The organism is Streptomyces kunmingensis (genome assembly GCF_039533535.1).
In the GTDB taxonomy this organism is placed as follows: Bacteria; Actinomycetota; Actinomycetes; order Streptomycetales; family Streptomycetaceae; genus Streptomyces; species Streptomyces kunmingensis.
Map to the genome: position 1 here is coordinate 61,346 of NZ_BAAATS010000005.1, position 19,390 is coordinate 80,735.

General features: G+C 71.9%; 20 protein-coding genes. 13 read left to right on the forward strand and 7 right to left on the reverse strand.

Going from position 1 to position 19,390, the window contains the following annotated elements:
• Nucleotides 1–113: 113 nt before the first annotated feature.
• Complete coding sequence (locus ABD366_RS05480) at nt 114–623, forward strand: SRPBCC family protein (protein ID WP_324772874.1); 510 nt, start codon at nt 114–116, stop codon at nt 621–623.
• Nucleotides 624–649: 26 nt separating this feature from the next.
• On the opposite strand, the gene ABD366_RS05485 is transcribed toward ABD366_RS05480, so the two are convergent.
• Nucleotides 650–2,716, reverse strand: a complete 2,067-nt coding sequence (locus tag ABD366_RS05485) for a glycosyl hydrolase family 28-related protein (RefSeq protein WP_324772876.1) — start codon at nt 2,714–2,716, stop codon at nt 650–652.
• Between the two features lie 302 nt (nt 2,717–3,018).
• On the opposite strand from ABD366_RS05485, the gene ABD366_RS05490 reads away from it, so the two are divergent.
• Complete coding sequence (locus ABD366_RS05490) at nt 3,019–4,758, forward strand: SpoIIE family protein phosphatase (protein WP_425576943.1); 1,740 nt, start codon at nt 3,019–3,021, stop codon at nt 4,756–4,758.
• A gap of 48 nt (nt 4,759–4,806) precedes the next feature.
• Here ABD366_RS05490 and ABD366_RS05495 read toward each other — a convergent pair whose 3' ends face one another.
• Both ABD366_RS05495 and ABD366_RS05500 read right to left on the reverse strand, forming a co-directional pair.
• Nucleotides 4,807–5,163: a hypothetical protein gene (locus ABD366_RS05495; RefSeq protein WP_324772877.1), complete on the reverse strand. Its 357-nt coding sequence runs from the start codon at nt 5,161–5,163 to the stop codon at nt 4,807–4,809.
• A complete protein-coding gene (locus ABD366_RS05500; RefSeq protein WP_324772879.1) occupies nt 5,164–5,337 on the reverse strand; it encodes a hypothetical protein in 174 nt (57 codons plus the stop codon).
• A gap of 156 nt (nt 5,338–5,493) precedes the next feature.
• Here ABD366_RS05500 and ABD366_RS05505 point away from each other — a divergent pair, with 156 nt between their 5' ends.
• From ABD366_RS05505 to ABD366_RS05515, 3 genes are read left to right on the forward strand one after another with little or no spacing between them, the layout of a single operon-like run.
• Entirely contained in the window at nt 5,494–5,826 is a 333-nt protein-coding gene (locus ABD366_RS05505; RefSeq protein WP_344441191.1) for a BatC protein, read from the forward strand.
• Nucleotides 5,823–7,028 carry a cupin domain-containing protein gene (locus ABD366_RS05510; protein ID WP_324772883.1) on the forward strand — a complete coding sequence of 402 codons (1,206 nt, stop codon included), beginning with the start codon at nt 5,823–5,825 and terminating at the stop codon, nt 7,026–7,028. The genes ABD366_RS05505 and ABD366_RS05510 overlap by 4 nt, the downstream gene beginning before the upstream one ends.
• Before the next feature lie 10 nt (nt 7,029–7,038).
• Nucleotides 7,039–7,935 (forward strand): ferredoxin family protein, encoded by an 897-nt coding sequence (locus tag ABD366_RS05515; protein WP_324772885.1) that lies wholly within the window; start codon nt 7,039–7,041, stop codon nt 7,933–7,935.
• Between the two features lie 40 nt (nt 7,936–7,975).
• Here the strand turns inward: ABD366_RS05515 and ABD366_RS05520 are convergent, their stop codons facing one another.
• Nucleotides 7,976–8,425: a hypothetical protein gene (locus tag ABD366_RS05520; RefSeq protein WP_324772887.1), complete on the reverse strand. Its 450-nt coding sequence runs from the start codon at nt 8,423–8,425 to the stop codon at nt 7,976–7,978.
• Nucleotides 8,426–8,738: 313 nt separating this feature from the next.
• On the opposite strand from ABD366_RS05520, the gene ABD366_RS05525 reads away from it, so the two are divergent.
• Nucleotides 8,739–9,167: a VOC family protein gene (locus tag ABD366_RS05525; RefSeq protein ID WP_324772889.1), complete on the forward strand. Its 429-nt coding sequence runs from the start codon at nt 8,739–8,741 to the stop codon at nt 9,165–9,167.
• A 148-nt stretch (nt 9,168–9,315) separates the two neighbouring features.
• The gene (locus ABD366_RS05530) at nt 9,316–10,161 is read left to right on the forward strand and encodes a prephenate dehydratase (RefSeq protein ID WP_324772891.1); all 846 of its coding nucleotides are present in this window, start codon (nt 9,316–9,318) and stop codon (nt 10,159–10,161) included.
• Nucleotides 10,162–10,253: 92 nt separating this feature from the next.
• Here ABD366_RS05530 and ABD366_RS05535 read toward each other — a convergent pair whose 3' ends face one another.
• Nucleotides 10,254–11,297, reverse strand: coding sequence for a LacI family DNA-binding transcriptional regulator (locus ABD366_RS05535; protein WP_324772892.1), 1,044 nt, complete (start codon nt 11,295–11,297; stop codon nt 10,254–10,256).
• Between the two features lie 167 nt (nt 11,298–11,464).
• Between ABD366_RS05535 and ABD366_RS05540 the strand changes: the two genes are divergently transcribed.
• From ABD366_RS05540 to ABD366_RS05555, 4 genes are all read left to right on the forward strand, one after another.
• Nucleotides 11,465–12,793, forward strand: a complete 1,329-nt coding sequence (locus tag ABD366_RS05540; protein WP_324772894.1) for an extracellular solute-binding protein — start codon at nt 11,465–11,467, stop codon at nt 12,791–12,793.
• An 8-nt stretch (nt 12,794–12,801) separates the two neighbouring features.
• A complete protein-coding gene (locus ABD366_RS05545; RefSeq protein ID WP_324772896.1) occupies nt 12,802–13,689 on the forward strand; it encodes a carbohydrate ABC transporter permease in 888 nt (295 codons plus the stop codon).
• Entirely contained in the window at nt 13,686–14,534 is an 849-nt protein-coding gene (locus ABD366_RS05550; protein WP_324772898.1) for a carbohydrate ABC transporter permease, read from the forward strand. The genes ABD366_RS05545 and ABD366_RS05550 overlap by 4 nt, the downstream gene beginning before the upstream one ends.
• 77 nt (nt 14,535–14,611) lie before the next feature.
• Nucleotides 14,612–16,285, forward strand: a complete 1,674-nt coding sequence (locus ABD366_RS05555) for a glycoside hydrolase family 13 protein (RefSeq protein ID WP_324772900.1) — start codon at nt 14,612–14,614, stop codon at nt 16,283–16,285.
• Between the two features lie 42 nt (nt 16,286–16,327).
• Here the strand turns inward: ABD366_RS05555 and ABD366_RS05560 are convergent, their stop codons facing one another.
• Complete coding sequence (locus ABD366_RS05560; protein ID WP_324772902.1) at nt 16,328–17,191, reverse strand: ATP-dependent DNA ligase; 864 nt, start codon at nt 17,189–17,191, stop codon at nt 16,328–16,330.
• A 394-nt stretch (nt 17,192–17,585) separates the two neighbouring features.
• Here ABD366_RS05560 and ABD366_RS05565 point away from each other — a divergent pair, with 394 nt between their 5' ends.
• Complete coding sequence (locus ABD366_RS05565; protein ID WP_324770036.1) at nt 17,586–18,158, forward strand: EF-hand domain-containing protein; 573 nt, start codon at nt 17,586–17,588, stop codon at nt 18,156–18,158.
• A gap of 9 nt (nt 18,159–18,167) precedes the next feature.
• On the opposite strand, the gene ABD366_RS05570 is transcribed toward ABD366_RS05565, so the two are convergent.
• A complete protein-coding gene (locus ABD366_RS05570; RefSeq protein WP_324770037.1) occupies nt 18,168–18,380 on the reverse strand; it encodes a hypothetical protein in 213 nt (70 codons plus the stop codon).
• 244 nt (nt 18,381–18,624) lie between these two features.
• Here ABD366_RS05570 and ABD366_RS05575 point away from each other — a divergent pair, with 244 nt between their 5' ends.
• Entirely contained in the window at nt 18,625–19,155 is a 531-nt protein-coding gene (locus ABD366_RS05575) for a DoxX family protein (protein ID WP_324770038.1), read from the forward strand.
• The last annotated feature ends 235 nt before the right edge of the window (nt 19,156–19,390 follow it).

A 19,390-nucleotide genomic window follows, 5' to 3' on the forward strand; every position in this document is an offset into this window, starting at 1 on the left:
CGTGACCACGGCGTGGGGCGGGACCGGTACACCCGGTCCGGCGCCCGCCGGAGCGCACACGTGCCATGATCCTACTCAGCAGTAGCTTCGTGTCCGAGTGGAGAGGATCCCCCGTGGCCCGCGTGTTCACCGTGAGCAGCAGCATCACCATCGACGTGTCCGCAGCCGATGCGTACGCGGCCGTCAGCCGCCCCGAGGACATGGGCCGGTGGAGTCCGGAGAACAGGGGCACGGCGGACGGCCCGCCCACCGGGCAGGCCGTCGTCGGCACCTCGTTCGTCGGCCGGAACAAGCGCGGCGCGTTCCGGTGGGTGACCCGGTGCACGGTCACGGCGGCGGAACCTGGGCGCCGCTTCGCGTTCCGCGTCCACGCCATCGGCCGCAAGCGGCCGGTGCTGCGCGCCCCGATCGCCACCTGGGAGTACCGGTTCGAGCAGGTCGGCTCCGCGACCCGGGTGACGGAGACCTGGACCGACGACCGCCGCTCCTGGCCGGCGTTCGTGGCCAATGCCTTCGACCGGGTCGCCACGTCCGGCAAGACGTTCGCCGTCTTCCAGCAGCGCAACATCGAGGTGACACTGCGCAACCTCAAGCGTGAGCTGGAGCTCGACCGCGCCGGCTGACCGCACACGCCGGCGCCCGTGTCAGCTCACCACGTGCCGGGCGCGGGCGGCGGGACCACCGGCGGACGGTCGTCGCAGGTGATCGTGGCGGGCAGCTCCCAGGCGGCCAGCCAGGGTCCTGCCGTACCGCCGCCGTCGTTGCCGCCCCGGTCCTCGACGGTGAACTCCGATCCGGTGGCGGGGAAGTTGAACGCTCCGCAGTTGTTGACGCCGACCGCGCCGACGTTGCGCGCGTCGACGTTCTCGAACGACGCCGAGCCCGCCGTGCGGGCGCTGAGCACCGAGGTGCCGGTGCCGTCGACCCTGATGTCCTTGAAGCGGACGTTCTCGATCTTGTACTTGTCCTTCACCGGGAAGTCCGAGACCAGCATGATCGCGTTGTAGGTGTTGTCCAGGAAGTGGTCCCCGGTGACCTGGATGTCGGCGTCGATGTCCTTGTCCAGGGCGTAGAACCAGAGGGCGCCGAGCCCGATCTTCCAGTTCAGTTCGTACGTTCCGGCGCGCACGGTCGTGTTGTCGGTGATCCGGAGCCGGCCGGTGAACGGCTCGGCGCCGAAGCGGGACCCGACGTGCACGGCGCTGCCCTCACGGACCGGGTCCGCGATCAGGTTGCCGGTGACGTCATTGTCGGTGCCGCCGTAGACAGCGATGCCGTTGGCGAGGACCGGGGTCTGGATCGTGTTGCGGGAGAAGGTGTTGCGGGCGTCCTGCTGCTCTTGCGACCACATGGCGAGCGCGTCGTCACCGGTGTTCCGTACGAAGTTGTGCGCGACGAGCGAATCGGTCACACCCTTGTGGAAGTTGAGGCCGTCGGCGATCTGGTCCGTGATGATGTTCCGCGTCACCCGTACGTTCTTCATGGGGCCGTCGAACCAGAGGCCGACCTTGGTGTGGTGCAGGTACAGGCCGTCGATCGTGGAGTCGCTCATCGCGCCGCCGACCGCGTTGACCTGGTCGGTGTCGATGCGCTCGCGGACGTCGCCCTCGATCGCGAACCCGGACAGATGGACGTCGTGGCTGCCGCCGTCGGCCGCGTCCTTGCCGTAGAAGCCGACGCCCGTGTGCACCGAGCCGTCGGGGGCGGGGGTGTCGAGGGTGACCTGGTGGCCCTTGACGGTCGTGTGCCAGTTGCCCGCACCGACGATCGTCACGTCGTCGACGACGATGTGCCGGTCGACCTGGTACGTGCCCGGGGGCAGATACACCTTCAGGTGGCGCTTCTTCGCCGCGGCGACGGCCCTGTCGATCGCGTCGGCGGAGTCGCGGCGGCCGGTCGGATCGGCACCGAAGGCCAGCACGTTCGCGGCGTTGCGCTCGAGGTGCGGGGCGTCGACCCGCTCCGAGTCGAGCAGGTCGATGACGGTCCAGGCGGCCTTCGTACCGGTGGGCGCGGTCAGGCGCACGGTGTCACCGGCCCGGTAGGTCCTGCTCAGCTTCACCCGCCGCTCGTCGTAGAAGTGGCTCGGCCTGAACGGCTTGTCGATGACAGGAGTCGGTGTCGTCGCCGAGGGGACGCAGCCGCACTCGGTGATCCACCAGTCGGGGTGCAGCAGATCGGCCCGGGGGTCGTTGCTGAACGGGTACTGGTTGTAGAGCCACGCGTACTGCGAGGTCAGCGTCGTCGAGGTGTGGCGCTTGCCGTTCACCGCGATGTCCAGCGGTGCCGTGATACCGCCTCCGCCCGGGGCGTCGGGGATGCTGTAGCGCACGGTGAGGGCGTTGGCCGCGCGCGGGAGTGTGAACTCGACGTACTGGCCCGGCTTCAGCCGCACCGCGGAGCGCCCCGACGCCTCCGACGGCAGGGTGTACGCGGTGCGCTCCGGGCCGATGACGGTGCCGTTCGTCCGCGCGGCCTCCGCCTCCTGCTCGACGAAAGGTACGTCGGCGCCGCGTCCCGCGACCAGCGAAGGGGCGAGGGCGGCGCGGGTCACGGGCGTGGGCGCGGGCGCCGCCTTGCCGGTGGCGAGGGCAGGGTGGCCGACGACGAGGGAGAATCCGGCCGCGGCCGCGGTGAGTGCTGCCGCGAGCCGGACCGGTCTTCTGCGCGGAGCACGGCGTGCCGCGGCGGCCGTGCGAGCGGAGTACCACGACATCCGATTCTCGATTCTCTCGAAAGGACGCGCGGGGCGATGCGACGTGGGGCCGCGCGGTGCGGTGCGCGTGAGTGCCGTGACAGTAGGGCGACTTGGCACGCCTTCACAAGGGATGAGTACGAGTTTTTCCAGCAGCACGAAAGGTAATTGCATGATGATGTTGGGTTCTTGCGACAGACGAACGGCTGGGCGGTAACTCGCGTCCAGCGGACGAGCACGGCAGGTTTCCGGGCTTGACCTACCCTGAAACGGGTATCCAGTGTTGTCTCACCGCAGCGTCGAAGCCATTACCGAGGACACGCATGGACGTCGCCGACAACGGCATGGGAGATCTCCCCGCAAGCAGTCACGAGGGGCACCCGTATGCCCTTTCCGCAGGGACCATGCTCCAGGACATGCGGGTGGCCACTCTCGTCATCGACGACGACGGCCTCATCGTCGCGGCCAACGACGCGGTCCAGGCCCTGCTGGGCTCCTCCCGCGACGAGCTCGTGGGGCACGACGCCCACGACCTGCTGCACCGGGACGACCACGGGCATCCCGTGCCCCGCACGCGCTGCCGCCTGCGCAAGGCGCTCCTGACCGCGAGCACCGAGCACGGTGACGCGGAATGGTTCGCCCGCAAGGACGGCACCGTCCTGCGATCGTCCTGGCTCGTCACGCCCTACATGCTCGGGGCGGAGGCGGCGGGAGCGCTCGTGCTGCTCTACGGACCGCAGCAGGAGAGCCCGCTCCAGGGCGACGCCGCCGTCCCCGCGCCCCTGACCGAACTCGACCGGCTGGCCCTCCTGGCGGAGACGACCACCCAGCTCACCTCCACTCTCGACGTGAGGGACGCGCTGCACCGGCTCGCCGCCCTGACCGTGCCCCGCCTCGCGGACTGGGCGGTGATCGACCTGGTCACCGAACGCGGCGAAGTCCGGCGCGCTCTGGTGATGGAGCGCAAGGACGACGTCCTCGTCGAGCGCCATGACCTCCAGGGGCCCATGCCCCCCGTGCCCGAAGAGTCCCCCATGCCGCTGTCCCGGGCACTGCGGGGTGCCTCCTCGTCCCTGGCGACCCCCGGCACCTATCAGGGCCCGCCCGACTCGGGCATCGCGGTCGAGCAGCGCCGCCTCTTCACGACGACCGGCATGCACAGCGCCGCCATCGCTCCGATCCGGGGTCTGCGCGACGTGCTCGGCGCACTGACTCTGGGCCGCTCCCAGCGGCCCGACGCCTTCACGGCCGCCGACCTGCCGCTCCTGGAGGACGTCACCCGCCGCGCCGGCCTGGCCCTTGACAACGCCCGCCTGTACGAGCGCCAGCGCAAGGTCGCCGAGACCATGCAGCGCCACCTGCTCCCCCAACTGCCCACCGTGCCGGGCGTGACGATGCGGGCGCGCTACGTCCCCGCTCCGGACGCGTCCTCCGTCGGCGGTGACTGGTACGACGCGTTCGCCCTGGCCGACGGTGCCCACGCGCTGGCCATCGGCGACGTCGTGGGGCACGATCTCGACGCGGCGGCCGGGATGGCGCAGGTCCGCAACATGCTGCGGGCTTTCGCCTGGTCCCAGGCGCAGGCCGCGCCCAGCGACGTCGTCACCCAGCTCGACGAGGCCATCAGGCACATCGTCGAGGCGTCCATGGCGACGATGGTCCTGGGCAGGCTCGTACTCGGCGACGACGCCCTGTGGCGGCTGCACTGGACCAACGCCGGTCACCCGCCGCCGCTGCTCGTCCACCGCGACGGGCAGGCCCGGTACCTCACCGACGCGCACGGCCTGCTGCTCGGCACGGGGGTCACCAGGGTCCGCCCCGACGCCGTCACCGTCCTGCCGCCCCAGTCCACCCTGCTGCTCTACACCGACGGCCTGGTCGAGAGCCCTCACCGCTCCATCGACCACGGGCTCGACCGGCTGCGCCGGTACGCGGCCTCGCTCGCCCGGCGGCCCCTGGACTCCTTCTGCGACGCCCTCCTGGAAGAGGTCCGTCCCGACGACAACGACGACGATGTCGCCCTGCTCGTCCTGCGCACGCCCGCGCTCCAGGAAGAAGGCTGAGCCCGCGCCATCCGGTTCCGGCCGCCCAGGTCCGTCCTTACGCGCGGCTCACGGCGTCCGAGGCGCCGAGCCCGGCAGGAGAGGCAGGACAGCGAGGCTCTGCCACCCGGCGGAGGTGAGAGCGACCGCGTGCAGGGCGGTGATCTCCGTGGTGATCGGCAGGAGGGCGGCGGCGCGGCGCTCGATGTCGGCGGCGGCGCCGGGATCCGCGCCCATGGCCACGGTGACGTGCACCGGCGGATCCTGGCCGAACCGGCCGCCGTACGGGAGCTGAGCCGGGAACGCGGCCCGCACCGCGGTGGCCAGGACGCGGAGCCCGGGCACCGGGACGCCGACGAAGCCGTCGCTCCGCTCGACCGTGTCCAGCCGGACCGGAACGCGGCCGGGCGGGAGCGCCGCCCGCAATCAGTCCAGCTCCGCGCCGCCGGCCCGGTCGGCAGGGAGCCACGGGTAGAGCAGCGCGGCGTGCGCGGGCACCCCCGGCCGGACCACGCGCTCGTCCACTGCGGCGGCCAGTTCCAGCAGCGGTTCGGCGGCCGGCAGCACCGCCAGTACCGCCGTCGTCCCCAGGTGAGGCATCGGCCCTCCTTCCGTCGGCAGCATGCCATGGGGAAGAGGGGCGCCCGCCCTCTCCGGTTGCCGGTGAGAACAGGGTGAGCGAGTTTGTTAGTGATCGAGGGGGTTCGAAAAGGTGCCGCCCGCTCACTTCCCGGCGTTCGCTTCTCAGGAGGAACCATGACCAACCCCGAGCAGGACTCGAACCAGCACGAAGGTCCCGCGGACGGCGGCGCGGCGGGTACGCCCGGCGTCCACGACGGCGGCGCGGACGGCGGAGCCGAAGGTCCCGCGGACGGCGGCGCGGCGGGTACGCCCGGCGTCCACGACGGCGGCGCGGACGGCGGAGCCGAAGGCCCGGCCGACGGCGGCGCGGCGGGTACGCCCGGCGTCCACGACGGCGGCGCGGACGGCGGAGCCGAAGGCCCGGCCGACGGCGGCGCGGCCGGCACCCCCGGCGTCCACGACGGCGGCGCGGACGGCGGCGCCGACAAGTCCGGCAGCGGCATTTGAGCACTCCCCCTGTCGCACTTCAGGATGCCGACGTCCTGGCGGGCGTCGGTGTCCTCGAGGCACGTCTGACCGGCCTCGGCCGGGAGGAGTTCGCCCGCGACGTATGGGCGCGCGTACCGCTCCTCGCGCGCGGGGCCAGTGACTTCTCCGATCTCTTCTCCGCGGCGGCCGTGGACGAACTCCTCTCCCGTCGCGGACTGCGCACGCCGTTCCTGCGCGTCGCCAAGGACGGTGCCACGCTCCCCGAGTCGTCGTACACCGCGCCCGCCGGGGTCGGCGCGACCGTCGCGGACCAGCTCGACGACACCGCTCTGTGGCGCGCCCTCGCCGACGGAGCGACGCTGGTTCTCCAGGCACTGCAGCGCACGTGGGAGCCGGTCGCGGAGTTCGCTTCCCGGCTCGGTACGGAGCTGGGGCATCCGGTGCAGGCCAACGCCTATGTCACGCCGCCGCAGAACCGCGGGTTCGACGCGCATTACGACGTCCATGACGTCTTCGTCCTCCAGGTCGCGGGCGCCAAACGCTGGGTCGTCCATGAGCCCGTCCACCGCGACCCGCTGCGCGATCAGCCCTGGACGGAGCACCGCGCCGCCGTGGCGGAGGCCGCCGAGGGCAGTGCGTACATCGACACCGTTCTCCAGCCGGGTGACGTCCTCTATCTGCCGCGGGGCTGGCTGCACGCCGCTGAAGCGCAGGGCGCCGTCTCGATCCATCTGACGCTCGGGGTCCACAACTGGACGCGCCACGCGCTGGCCGAGCAGCTCGCGCAGTCCGCGCTCGCGCTGCTGCGCGACGACCCGCAGATGCGCGGCTCCCTCCCACTGGGCGTGGACGGTCCGGCCGACGAGCTCGGGATCGTCCGCGAACGTCTCGTCGCCGCCCTTACCGAGGCCGACCCCGCCCCGTTGTTCCACCGCGCCCGGCGGGGCCAGGCACGGCCCGCGCCACTGGGTCCGCTGGCCCAGCTCGCGGCCGTCGACCGGCTCGCTCCCGATACACCGGTGCGGCTGCGTGCGGCGCTGGAAGCACGTCTCGAGGGCCGGCGTCTGACCACCCGTGTCGGCTGGCTCGACCTCACCGGGACCGAGCTGCCGTCGGTGGTCCGCCTGCTCGACGGCGAGGTGCACACCGCGGACCAGCTGGGTCTGCGGCTCGTCGACAGACTGCTGCGCGCGGGCGTATTGGTGCCCGCCGGACAATGACGCGGCCGCGATGACCGCGGCGGCCCGCTTCTTCTGCGCCGAGGCCGCCGGAGCGCGCGGCGATCCGCTCGCGGGCACCGCACCGTACGGCTCCGTCTGGATCCTCGTCGAGTACCGGGGCGGCTGGCCGCCCAACGGGTTCGACGGCCTCGACCTCGAACCGCACATCAAAGGACTCGTGTTCGGCGCGGCTCAGGCGGTGCGGGCACGCGTACTGCTGATCAGGCGACACGGGCGCCTCATGCCCGACGGTCCCAGGCGCTGGGCCGTCCTGCGCCACGGCGTCAACGGCGCCTACCGTCAGCGGTGGGGCACCTGGGACCGTGCGGAGGACCTGCTCGGCATCGTCGACGCCCTCGGCGCCCCCGGCGAACCGGGGCATCCGCCGGTCGTCCTCGTCTGCGCCCACGGCCTGCACGACGTCTGCTGCGCCGTGCGCGGCCGGCCCGTGGCACAGGCGCTGAGCGCGCGCTGGCCTCAGCTGGTCTGGGAGTGCACCCACGTGGGCGGCGACAGGTTCGCCGCCAACGTCGTCCTCCTGCCCGACGGCGTCTACTACGGCCGCCTCACCGCCCGGTCGTCCGTCACCACGGTCGAGGAGCACCTGGCCGACCGGATGCACGCGGACCACCTGCGCGGATACACCGATCTCTTCCCGCCCCAACAGGCCGCGGTGGCAGCCGTGCTGCGGCGCTTCGGCCCGGCCGGCCGGCACGCGTACGCGGTCGAGTCGACCACCCGCGACCAGGACCGCTGGCGCATCCGCCTCGCCGCCCGGCCGCCTCGTACGGCGTCCTTCGACATCGAGGTGCGGTCCCACCGCGCACCGCCGTATCTGCTGACATGCCGCGGACGGTCGTCGAGTTCGGCCGTCGTCCACGAGGTCACGTCCCTGCGCGCCGGCTGAGAGCCTGACGTGGACTCCCCGTCTGTACCCCGCGCCCGGCTCAGCCCTCGCCGGCCGGCCGCGCGACGTGGTCGGGGTGTCCCTTCGTCCGGCGGGCTTCCTTCATCTCCGCCTCGTACAGGTGATCGCGCCCCTGGACCAGGTCGTCGCGCGCCTGCCGCTCCAGGTCCTTGTAGGGCTCGTAGAAGGTGGCGTTGTACTCCTCCACGATCTGGAACGTCCACCGTCCCTCCAACACGTTGCGGCCCACCAGTTCCCGGTCGATCCGCTCGGCCCACTCCTCGTGCCCCGCGTCGCGCAACAGGCCGACGGCGCGGCCCAGTTCGAGATCGGCGGTGCCGGTCAGCCGGTGCAGGGCGTAGAGATGGCCGCGGGCCTGTTCCACCGTCTCCAGCGCCTTCGACACCGACCCCAGCGCTTCCACGGTCGCGTCACTGACGCCCGCCGGCCGCTGATGGGCGCGGGCAGGACCGTCCACATTCTCACTCATGGCTCTCAGCTCCCCGTAGATCCGTACCGCATACCGCGACGTCGGGCAGTTCACACCGAACGTGTGAGACCGCCGCGGCAGCCGACCGGATCGCGCATGGCAGCAAGGAAGTGCGTTGCCTCTGCGCGTGATCCGCCGCTAAGGTCCCTCGGGTGACTGCCGGGTCGGCCATGGGCCATTCACGAGTGCGGGTCCCGGCCTCGGCGTGAGCGCGAGGCGGGCCAGAGGCCCGCCGCTGTCTCCGTGTCTTCGTTCCGGCGCCCGCGTGCGGCGCCCCACCCCGACGGATACAGAGACTCGGAGCCACCCACCCATGTCATACGAGCAGCAGTCCTCGCACGACCCCGAACCGCCGACGACCACCGTCCAGCTGAACCACACCGCCGTGTACGCCAGTGACCGGCATCTGTCGGCCGAGTTCATCGCCGCGATCCTGGGGTTGGAGGTGGGCGCCCCGTTCGGGCCCTTCCTCCCCGTCGACCTGGGCAACGGCGTGACACTCGACTACTACGAGAAGCGGGACGAGCCGATCCAGTCGCAGCACTACGCGTTCCTCGTGCCCGACGCCCGGTTCGACGCCATGATCGCCCGCCTGGACGCGGTCGGAGTCACCTACTACGCCGACCCCGGCCACACCGAATCCGGCCGGGTGAACCACTTGTTCGGCGGCCGCGGCGCGTACTTCGCCGACCCGGACGGTCACAACATGGAGATCATGACCCGGCCGTACATCCGCCCGTAGCGGACCCTTGAGCCCACCCGCACGGGTGGATCGCGGGGCTCCGCGGTCTCTCCTTGTGGACAGCGGCGCGGCAGCCGCGCGCCCGCGGTCTACGGTGGCTCTCTTATTGGGCGATCAGGCCGGCTCCCCGGCTGGAAGGTGTCAGACAGTGACGACTGTCGCTTATCAGGGCGAGTTCGGCTCCAATTCGGCAGCCGCCACCCAGCAGCTGTTCCCCGGAAGCGCCGAGCTGCCCTGCGCGAACTTCGAACAGGCGCTGGACGCGGTGACGCTCGGCGCCGCCGACCTGGCGGTCATCCCCGTGGACAACTCCGCGGCCGGCAGGGTCGCCGACGTCCACCACCTGCTCCCGGAGTCGGGCCTGTTCGTCATCGGCGAGCACTTCCTCGCCATCCACTTCGACCTGGTGGGCGTCTCCGGCACGACGCCCGACCAGGTCGAGTGCGTACGCAGCCATGTGCACGCGCTGGGACAGTGCCGCAAGATCCTGCGCGAAGGCGGCTGGCGCACGCTCGTCAGCGACGACACGGCCGGGGCCGCCCGTGAGGTCGCCGAACTGGGCGACCCGCGGCACGCCGCCCTCGCCCCGCCCGCCGCCGCCTCGCACTACGGTCTCGACGTGCTGCGGGCCGGAGTCGAGGACGACCCGGACAACACCACGCGGTTCGTGGTCCTCTCCCGGGACGCCGTCTTCGCGCCGCTCGACGCGGGACCGACGATGACGAGCCTCTTCTTCGCCGTGCGGAACATCCCCAGCGCCCTCTACAAGGCGCTCGGCGGCTTCGCCAGCAACGCGGTGAACCTCACCAAGATCGAGAGCTACCAGATGGGCGCGGGCCTCAACCCGAGCTGCTTCTACGTCGAGGTCGAGGGCCACCCCGACGAGCCGGGCGTCGCCCTGGCCCTGCAGGAGCTGCGCTTCTTCTCCTCCGAGGTGCGCATTCTCGGCGTCTACCCGGCCCACGCGCACCGTTTGGAGGGCCGGGCCGGATGAGCTGACCCTCATCCGGCACCGTGCGAAGGGCAGGGCCGGACGGACTTACTCTCAACCGGCCTGATCGCCGGGAAAGGGCCGGGGCACCCGCGTCAGGCGCCGCCGGCCACCGGCGAGCGCGGCGCCGGCCCCGTGCTCCCCCGCGGCACCAGCTCCACCGGCAGCACCACGTGCCGCTCCAGGTTGGCCTCCGGGTCGCCGATGACCGCGTGCGCCAGCTCCGCCGCCTCCCGGCCCAGCCGGCGCACCGGCTGCGCCATGGTGGACAGGTCCCAGGCCGCGGCCATCGCATGGTCGTCGAAGCCCAGGACCGACACCCGGTCCGGCACCCGGACGTTGGCCCCGCGCAACACCGTGAGCAGCCGGAAGGCGATGTCGTCCGTCTCGGCGAAGATGGCCGTGGGCGGCGCCGCCATGCTCAGCAGGCGCCCCACCGCCGCGTCCAGGACCGGCCCCTGCCACTGGGCGACCTGCCGGACGAGCTCCTCGTCGTGCTCGATGCCCGCCTCCGCCAGCGCGGTGCGGTAACCGTCCAGCCGGGCCCTGCTGCTCCAGGCGAAGCCGGAGGGGTCGGCGGGCTCCAGATAGGCGATGCGCCGGTGGCCGAGGTTGATCAGGTGCCGGGTACCGCGCAGCGCGGCCTCCGCGTCGTCCACGTAGACACTGGCCCGGTGTTCTTCGTGCTGGCTGACGAAGATCAGGGGGATGCCGAGGTCGTCCAGGCGTGCCCGCTCCCCGGGCGAGAGGGCGAAGCTGACGACGAGCAGGGCGTCGGCGTTGCGGCGCGCGGGCAGGTGGTCGAAGAAGTGCGCCCGCTCCTCGGGGGTGGTGACGCTGTAGACCAGCATGTCCATGCCCGCCTCGGCGAGCGCGGGCGCCATGCCGGCCAGGGCGGCCCCGAGGAACCAGGACTCCAGGTTCGGTACGAGCACGGCGACCCGGCCCGTGCGTCCCGTGACCAGGCTGGAGGCGCTGCGCGAGATCGAGAACGACAGCTCGCGCGCCGCCTTCTCCACCCGCGCCCGGGTTTCGGGGGACACCGTCGACAAGCCGCGCATCGTGCGCGAGACGGTCGAGGGGGACACTCCGGCCCGCTGTGCGACATCCGCCAGCGTGGCGCCATTATCACCGGCCATGCAGGGGACGCTAACACAGCGTTGCCCCCTTCGTGATCATCACTGTGACAGCGCTGTCACGAACTACACCACAGCACCCGCACCGCTTTTCCATTGACACAGCAAATAAGGGCTTCGTACTGTGCTAGCGCTGTCATCGGGCAGTACTCAAAGGTGAGGAGCAGGCCATGGCCCTGAATCGCAGAGCCCTGCTGACGGGCGGCGTGAGCACCGTCGCGGCAGGGCTGCTGTCCGGCTGCGGAGGCAAGAACCTCGACGACCTGCTCACGCAGGCTGCCACCACGCCGAACTCCCGGGCCCGGCTGACCTGGTGGGTCTCGGAGATCCCCTCGCGGCGCGGAGCCGTCGTCGCCGACCTGATCATCCGGGCCTTCGAGCGGCGGCATCCGGGCATCCGCGTCACGAAGATCAACGCGCTCTCCACCTCGGACGGCAACCGCAGCGCCATCGCCACCCAGCTCGCGGGCGGCTCGCCCCAGCCCGACGTGTACCTCGGCGACACGACCTGGCCCGCCCAGTTCGGCCACTCCTCGCTCGCGCTGCCGGTCGAGACCCTGCTCCCGCACGACTTCTGGGACGCCTATCCGGCGGCGCTGCGGCGCAGTTCTACGTATCAGGGCAAGGTCTACGCGGTGCCGTTCTTCACGGACAGCACCTACCTCTTCTATCGCAAGGACCTGCTGGCCAAGCACGGTCTGCGCGTTCCCCGCACCTGGGAGGAGCTGCTGCACACCTCTCGTACGGTGCAGAAATCCGGGGACATCGACTCCGGGTTCCTCTGGCAGGCGGCGGTGACCGAAGCGCTGACGGCGAACGTCGCGGAGTTCCTCGCGGACGCGGGCGCCCCCGTCCTGGACGGCCAGGGACGCGCGGTGCTCGGCGGCGAGAAGGCCGAGCGGGCGTTCTCCCTGATGGCGGAGTTCACGTCCAGCGAGGTCACCCCGCGCAGCGTGACGACGTACGAGGAGTCGGACGCGCAGGACGCGTTCGTCAGCGGCCGCGGCCTGTTCCTGCGCAACTGGTCCTACGCGTGGGTCAACGCGAGCACCCCGAAGGTGTCCCGTGTCGCGGACAAGGTCGGCGTCGCGCTCCGCCCGGGCTTCGAGGGCACCGGCCGGTCCGGCGTCTCGTGCGCCGGCGGCTGGAGCAACTTCGTCAACCCGAGCTCCCAGGAGCTGAGCGCCGCCCTGGAGTTCGCCCGGTTCTGCGCGGGCGACGAGGTGCAGCGGCTGCTCGCCCGGGAAGCCGGTGTCGTCCCCGCGCTGACCTCCGCGCTCCGCAGCAAGGAGGCCCGCGCCGCGGGCGACCCGACCGTGCTGCGCGCCGCCGACCTGCACCTCGTCGACCGGCCCGTGCAGACCCCGTACTACCCGCAGGTCAGCAAGGCGCTCTACACACCGGCCAACGGTGTCGTCGGCGGCGACCTCTCCCCCGCCGCCGGAGTACGCGCCGCACGCGAGGGTCTGCGCAAGGCTCTGGAAGGAAAAGCCCAGTGAAACCAGCCATGGCTAAGCGCCGCGGCCGCACCGGCTGGCTGTTCGCCTCCCCGGCCCTCCTGGTCGTGGCGGCGGTGACGGTCTTCCCGGTCGCCTTCTCGCTGATCCTCTCCTTCTGCGAGGTCAAGCTCGAATACGGCGGGCTGCGCCTCGGCTCGCCCACGCTCGGCCATTACGAAGCGCTCCTGACCAGCCCCGAGTGGTACCGGGCGCTGGCCTTCACCCTCGGCTTCACGATCGTCTCCGTCGCCCTCGAACTCGTCCTCGGCACGGTCGTCGCCCTCGTCCTGGAGCGGCTCGGCGCCGCCCGCGGCTGGATCCTCGCGCTGCTCCTGCTGCCCTGGGCGCTGATCAACGTCGTGGCCGCCCAGCTGTGGTCGTACCTCTTCAACGGCACGTACGGCGCGGTCACCTGGCTGTGCGCGCAACTCTTCGGCGGTCAGCCCGACATCCTCGGCGAGCCGGCGCCCGCGATGGCCGCGATGGTGGTCGTGGATGTGTGGAAGACGACGCCGTTCGTCGCGATCGTCGTCCTCGCCGGGCTCATGCTCATCCCGGGCGACGTCTACGAGGCCGCCGAGATCGACGGCGCCAACGCGTGGACGACCTTCTGGAAGGTGACGCTGCCGCAACTGCGGCCGATCGTCGCCATCGCGGTCCTCTTCCGCATCCTCCAGGCGTTCGGGATCTTCGACCTGCCGTTCGTCCTGACCCAGGGCGGGCCCGGCACGGCGACACAGTCGGTGGCGATCCTCGGCTACCGCATCCTCTTCCAGAACCTCGACTTCGGCGGCGGCGCCGCGGTCGCCGTCACCACCGCGGCCATCGTCATGGGCTGCTGTCTGCTGTTCCTGCGCGTCTTTCGCACCCAGGTCGACGAAGGAGGCCAGGCATGAGCCGTCACGCCCCGCGGACCGGTGTCCGCCGGTACGTCAATCTCGTCAATCTCGGCGGGCTGCTGATCGTCGTCTGCACCACGCTCCCCCTGCTCTGGATGGTCTCCTCCTCCCTCAAGGGACCCGGCGAGATCAGCGCGACGCCGCCCTCGCTGCTGCCCGACCACCCCACGCTCGACAACTACGACATCGCGTTCGTCCGCAACGGCATCGGCCGCTACCTCCTGAATAGCGTCGTCGTGGCCTCCGCCTCCACCGTGCTGATCCTCTCCCTGGCCTTCCTCGCCGGCTACGCGCTCGCCCGGCTCCCCCTGCGCGGCCGCGGCGCCATCATGACGGCGCTCCTGATGCTGTCGGTCTTCCCGCCGATCGCCCTGCTGGTCCCGCTGTTCCTCATGGAGCGCCAGGCCGGACTGCTCAACAGCTACCCCGGCCTGGTCATCCCCTACGTCGCGCTGAACCTGCCGTTCGCCATCTGGATCCTGCGCAACTACCTCAGCGGCATCCCCCGCGAGCTGGAGGAGGCCGCCACGGTCGACGGCGCGGGCCCGATGCGCACGGCCCTGACCGTGATCCTGCCGCTGGCCAGGCCCGGCCTGTTCACGGCCGGCGTGTTCTCCTTCACCGCCACCTGGTCCGAGTTCCTGCTCGCCCTGACCTTCAACGGCGCCGACGACCGCCGCACCGTCCCCGTCGGCATCGCCCTGTTCACCAGCCAGTACCAGGTCCCGTACGGGGTGATCTTCGCCGGGGCGATGGTGGCCACCGTGCCGATCGCGCTCCTGGTGCTGATCTTCCGCCGCTCGATCGTCTCCGGCATGACGACGGGAGCGGTCAAGGGCTGACCCGTCCATCGGATTCCGCCCGTGACGCCCGGCAACCCCACCCGCACACCGCACCGCGCACCCTCGAAAGGCCCCGCATGACCCAGCACCACACCTCCGCCACCACGCCGAACGAGGCGGACTGGTGGCGGCAGGCCGTCATCTACCAGGTCTACCCGCGCAGCTTCGCGGACTCCGACGGCGACGGCCTCGGTGACATCGCCGGCGTCACCTCACGCCTCCCCCACCTCGCGGACCTCGGCGTGGACGCCGTCTGGCTGAGCCCCTTCTACCCCTCGGAGCTGGCCGACGGCGGCTACGACGTGGCGGACTACCGCGACGTCGACCCCCGGCTCGGTACCCTCGATGACTTCGACGCGATGGTCGCCGCGGCCCACGGACTCGGCCTGAAGATCATGGTCGACATCGTCCCCAACCACTCCTCCGACCAGCACCGCTGGTTCCAGGAGGCGCTCGCCGCCGGGCCGGGTTCCGCCGCCCGCGAGCGCTACGTCTTCCGCGAGGGCAAGGGCGAACACGGCGAACTCCCGCCCACCGACTGGCCCTCCAGCTTCGGCGGACCCGCCTGGACCCGGGTCGCCGACGGACAGTGGTACCTCCACCTCTACGCACCCGAGCAGCCCGACTTCAACTGGGAGAACCCCGAGGTCCGCGAGGACTTCCACACCACCCTGCGCTTCTGGTCCGACCGGGGCGTCTCCGGCTTCCGCATCGACGTCGCGCACGGCCTGGCCAAGGATCTGCGCGAACCCCTGCGCGACCTCGGCGAGGCGCGGAGCTACCAGCCGGACGCCCTGCCCGAGGACGGCAGCCACCCCCTGTGGGACCGGGACGCGGTGCACGAGATCTACCGCGGCTGGCGGCAGGTCTTCGACTCCTACGACCCGCCGCGCTTCGCCGTCGCGGAAGCCTGGGTACGCGCGTCCCGGCGGGCCGCGTACGCGTCACCGGGCGGTCTCGGCCAGGCGTTCAACTTCGACTTCCTGGGCGCGCGGCTCGACGCCCCCGAGATGCGCGCCACCATCGACTCCGCGCTCGCCGGCGCCCGTAGCGCGGGCGCGACCAGCACCTGGGTGCTCTCCAACCACGACGTGGTGCGCCACCCGTCCCGCTACGCCCTGCCCGACGGCTACACCAAGTCCGACATCGAGGCCTGGCTCCTCACGGACGGCCAAAACCCCGTCCCCGACCGCGAGCTGGGCCTGCGCAAGGCGCGCGCCGCCGCCCTCCTGATGCTGGCGCTGCCCGGGTCCGCGTACGTCTACCAGGGCGAGGAGCTGGGGCTGCCCGAGGTCGCCGACCTCGCCCGCGACGAGCTGCGCGACCCGATGTGGGTCCGCAGCGGCGGCCGCGTCAAGGGCCGCGACGGATGCCGGGTCCCGCTGCCGTGGACGCGTGACGGCGCGGCCTTCGGCTTCGGCACCGGCGGTTCCTGGCTGCCGCAGCCCGCGGACTGGGGCACGTACGCGGCGGACGTCCAGCGCGGCGACAAGGACTCGGTCCTGGAGCTGTACCGCGCGGCCCTCCGCCTGCGCCGCGCCCTCGTGCGGGACGAGACCCTGGAGTGGGTCGGCACGGACCCGGGCCTGCTGCATTTCACGCGCGCCGACGGCTGGCACACCGTCAGCAACCTCTCCGGCGAACCCGCGCCCCTGCCCCCGGGCGAGGTCCTGCTCGTGTCCGCTCCTCTGGCGGACGATCAGCTCCCGCCGTGGAGCACGGTGTGGCTGCGTTCCGAGAACCGGGCATGAGATACGCCTGCTGGATCTGACGCGGCCCGGCGCCCGGTCACGTCATCGCACCCGGGTGACCGTGACCGTGGCGTGCCGCGCCGTGCTCGCCACGACCTCCACCGTCAGGCCGCTGCCGGTGGTCGTGTACGCCTCGCCGTCGTCCGTCCGCGCCCGGCGGCCGGGACCTGCCTGCGTGATGTGCCGGGCCAGTTCGGCGGCGACCGGCGCGATCACCGGCTGCGACAGCACGCACCGCCCGTCCGGCAGCCGCACCGCGACCCGCTGCGGCTGGACCGGAGGGCCGACGCAGCCGACGACCTCAGCTTCCACGGTCGCGCTGTGCCGGGCCATCCGCCAGACGCGGGCGGACCCGTACGGCGACGCCGCACGTTTCGCGACGACCCCCTCCACCCCTTGCGCCTGGAGCCGCTCGAACCAGACGCGCGCCACCTCCGCCTCCTCCGTCGCCGGTACGGGCCGGATGGACGGTTTCGCGTCGGCGAGGACCTCGAGCAGGGCCGCGCGCCGTTCGACGTAGGGCCGGCCGCGCAGATCCACGCCGTCGAGCGCGAGGCAGTCCCACACGGCGTAGTGCGCGGGGTACTCGGCGGCGAGCGCGGACGCCCGTCGGGGCGTCGCGTTCCCGCGGGCCTCCGCCGCCGCGAAGTCGAGCCGGCCCCCGACCCAGACGACGGCCTCGCCGTCCAGGACGGTGCCGGGGCGCAGCACGGACTGCGCGGCGCCGACCAGGTCCATCCAGGCGGCGGTGACCGTACGGCCGGAGCGGGCCTGGCACTTCACGGTCTCCTCGGTTCGGTGCATGACGAGCCGGTGGCCGTCGAACTTCGGCTCGTACCACCAGCCGGGGCCGGTGGGCAGCGTGGACACGGACTCGGCGAGCGCGACTGCGAGAGGAAACTCCACATCCCAAGGCTTGCCGAGGACGGCGCGGACCGCAGTCCCGGCTAGGCCGTTCGTCATGATCACGTTGCGTGCGTGCGGGTCTGTGCATCGGTGGGCCGACGTGGCGGATGCGGCGGCCGGGGGTCCGCGGAGGGGCCCCGACGCGTCACCAGGACGGGTGACCGGCACGTGGGGGTACGCGGTTCCTTTCGTGGGACCGCCGGCCTTGCGCGGGCCCGGCGCGAGCGACCGTCGGCGACACATCGCCGCTGGTCGCACCCGGTGCGGCGGTCCACCGGCGGCCGTCGCGGGGCCGGCGACCGGGGCCACCGGCCGGCGCGGCCGAGGCCACCATGGCGCGACCCGCTCCGAACCGCAGAGGCGTCCGGGGTGCCCGACGAAAGGACCACCAGACATGCCTGCCAAGGATTTCCTGATGGCGAAGATGGACCACGCCTTCGACCTGCTCGACGCGGACGGCGACGGCGTCCTGACCGAGGCCGACCACGTCCTCATGGGGCGGCGTTCGGCCAAGGAGCTGAACCACGCGCCGGGCTCCCCGATGGAGAAAGCACTGATCGACGCCTACCGCAGCGCCTGGCACCAGGCCCACGCGCACAACGCGGACAGCGAGGGCAGGGTCACCCGTGAGGTGTACGTCGGCTCGGTGAGCGCCCTCTTCGCCGACGCGGCGCTCACGGACCAGGTCTGCGACGCGGTCCTGGAGTCGGTCATGGGCGTGGCCGACGTGGAGGGTGTCGGGGAGATCGACCCGGACGCGTACCGGGCGTTCGTCCTGGGTCAGTCGCCGGCTCTGACGCGCGGTGAGGTCGACGAGAGCTTCCGGCAGATCGACCGGGACGGCGCCGGGGTGATCAGCAAGACCGCGCTGAAGCAGGCCGTGGTGGAGTACTTCACCAGCAGCGACCCGCACGCGCCGGGCAACTGGCTCTTCGGCCGGCCTCCGGTGGCGGCCCGACAGCAGTAGCCGTACCCATCACGCCGCTTCGTAGTGGTGGGCGCGACCGCCCCGCCACGTGACCCAGGCCGGGTCGTCGAGGAGCGTCTCGGCGTCGGCAAGACCCGCGCGGCGCAGGAACTCGACGACATCGCCGTCCGCATGCGCGAGGCCGAGGATCTGCCCGCGTGCCGTCACCCGCCGTCCGCCCGTACGGGACGGCGGGTGCACGACTATCGGGGCGCTCGTCATGCCTCCAGGGTGGCCGCTCACCGCCTCTTCTGCGACTTCAGGAACCATGCCGCGGCTACGGCGACGACGACCAGGATGATCAGAATCTTCATGCGGGTCATGTGCCCCGGCGGGCGCGGATCAGTCCTGCGTTGTTTTAAGTTTCACGCATCGGCTACGCTCGACCAGACACTTGAAAGTTCAAGCTGTCTGTCAGCTGTCAGAAGTAGGACGTCAGAGGGATCCGCGCCATATGTCTCGTGTAATGACCAGCCCGACCACTTCTTCCGCCACCCGCGAGAGCTCGTCGCCCCACGCCTACGACGTCGGACTGCTGATACTCCGGATCGCGCTCGGGCTGACCGTCGCCGCGCACGGCACCCAGAAGCTCTTCGGCTGGTTCGGGGGCGGCGGCATCGAGGGAACCGGCCGGTTCTTCGCCCAGAGTGGATACCCCTCCGGGAAGACGATGGCGGTGATCGCCGGACTCAGCGAGACCTTCGGCGGCCTGGGCCTCGTACTCGGCCTCCTGACGCCCCTCGTTGGCGCGGCCGTGCTCGGCACGATGATCAACGCCCTGGCCGTCAAATGGGGCGGCGGCTTCTTCGCCCCGGCGGGCGTCGAGTACGAACTGCTGCTGCTCGCCGGCGCCGCCGGACTCGCCCTCACAGGGCCGGGCAGGCTTGCCGTGGACCGCTTCCTGCCCGGCCTGCGCGCCCACCGCCTCCGCTACGGCGTCGCCGCCGTACTGCTGGCCGTCGTGATCGCCGGCCTCGTCCTGCTCATCCGCAAGTAGGCCGCACCACAGGCCGCCGACGCAGCACGGCGGCGCGGGGGCAGGCGCCGCCGGCATGCGCGGTGGGCTGTAACGGTGTGCGTCGATGGGCTCGTAGTAGCTGTCGGTGCTCGACGGGCGGTGCCCTTTCGGCCGGTGCTCGACGGCCAACGTAACCGAGGGGTGCGGCGCGGCCGTTGGGAGCGTGCGGTTCAGCCGGCGGACACCCCGAGGCGGTGGGAGGGGAACCAGCCGC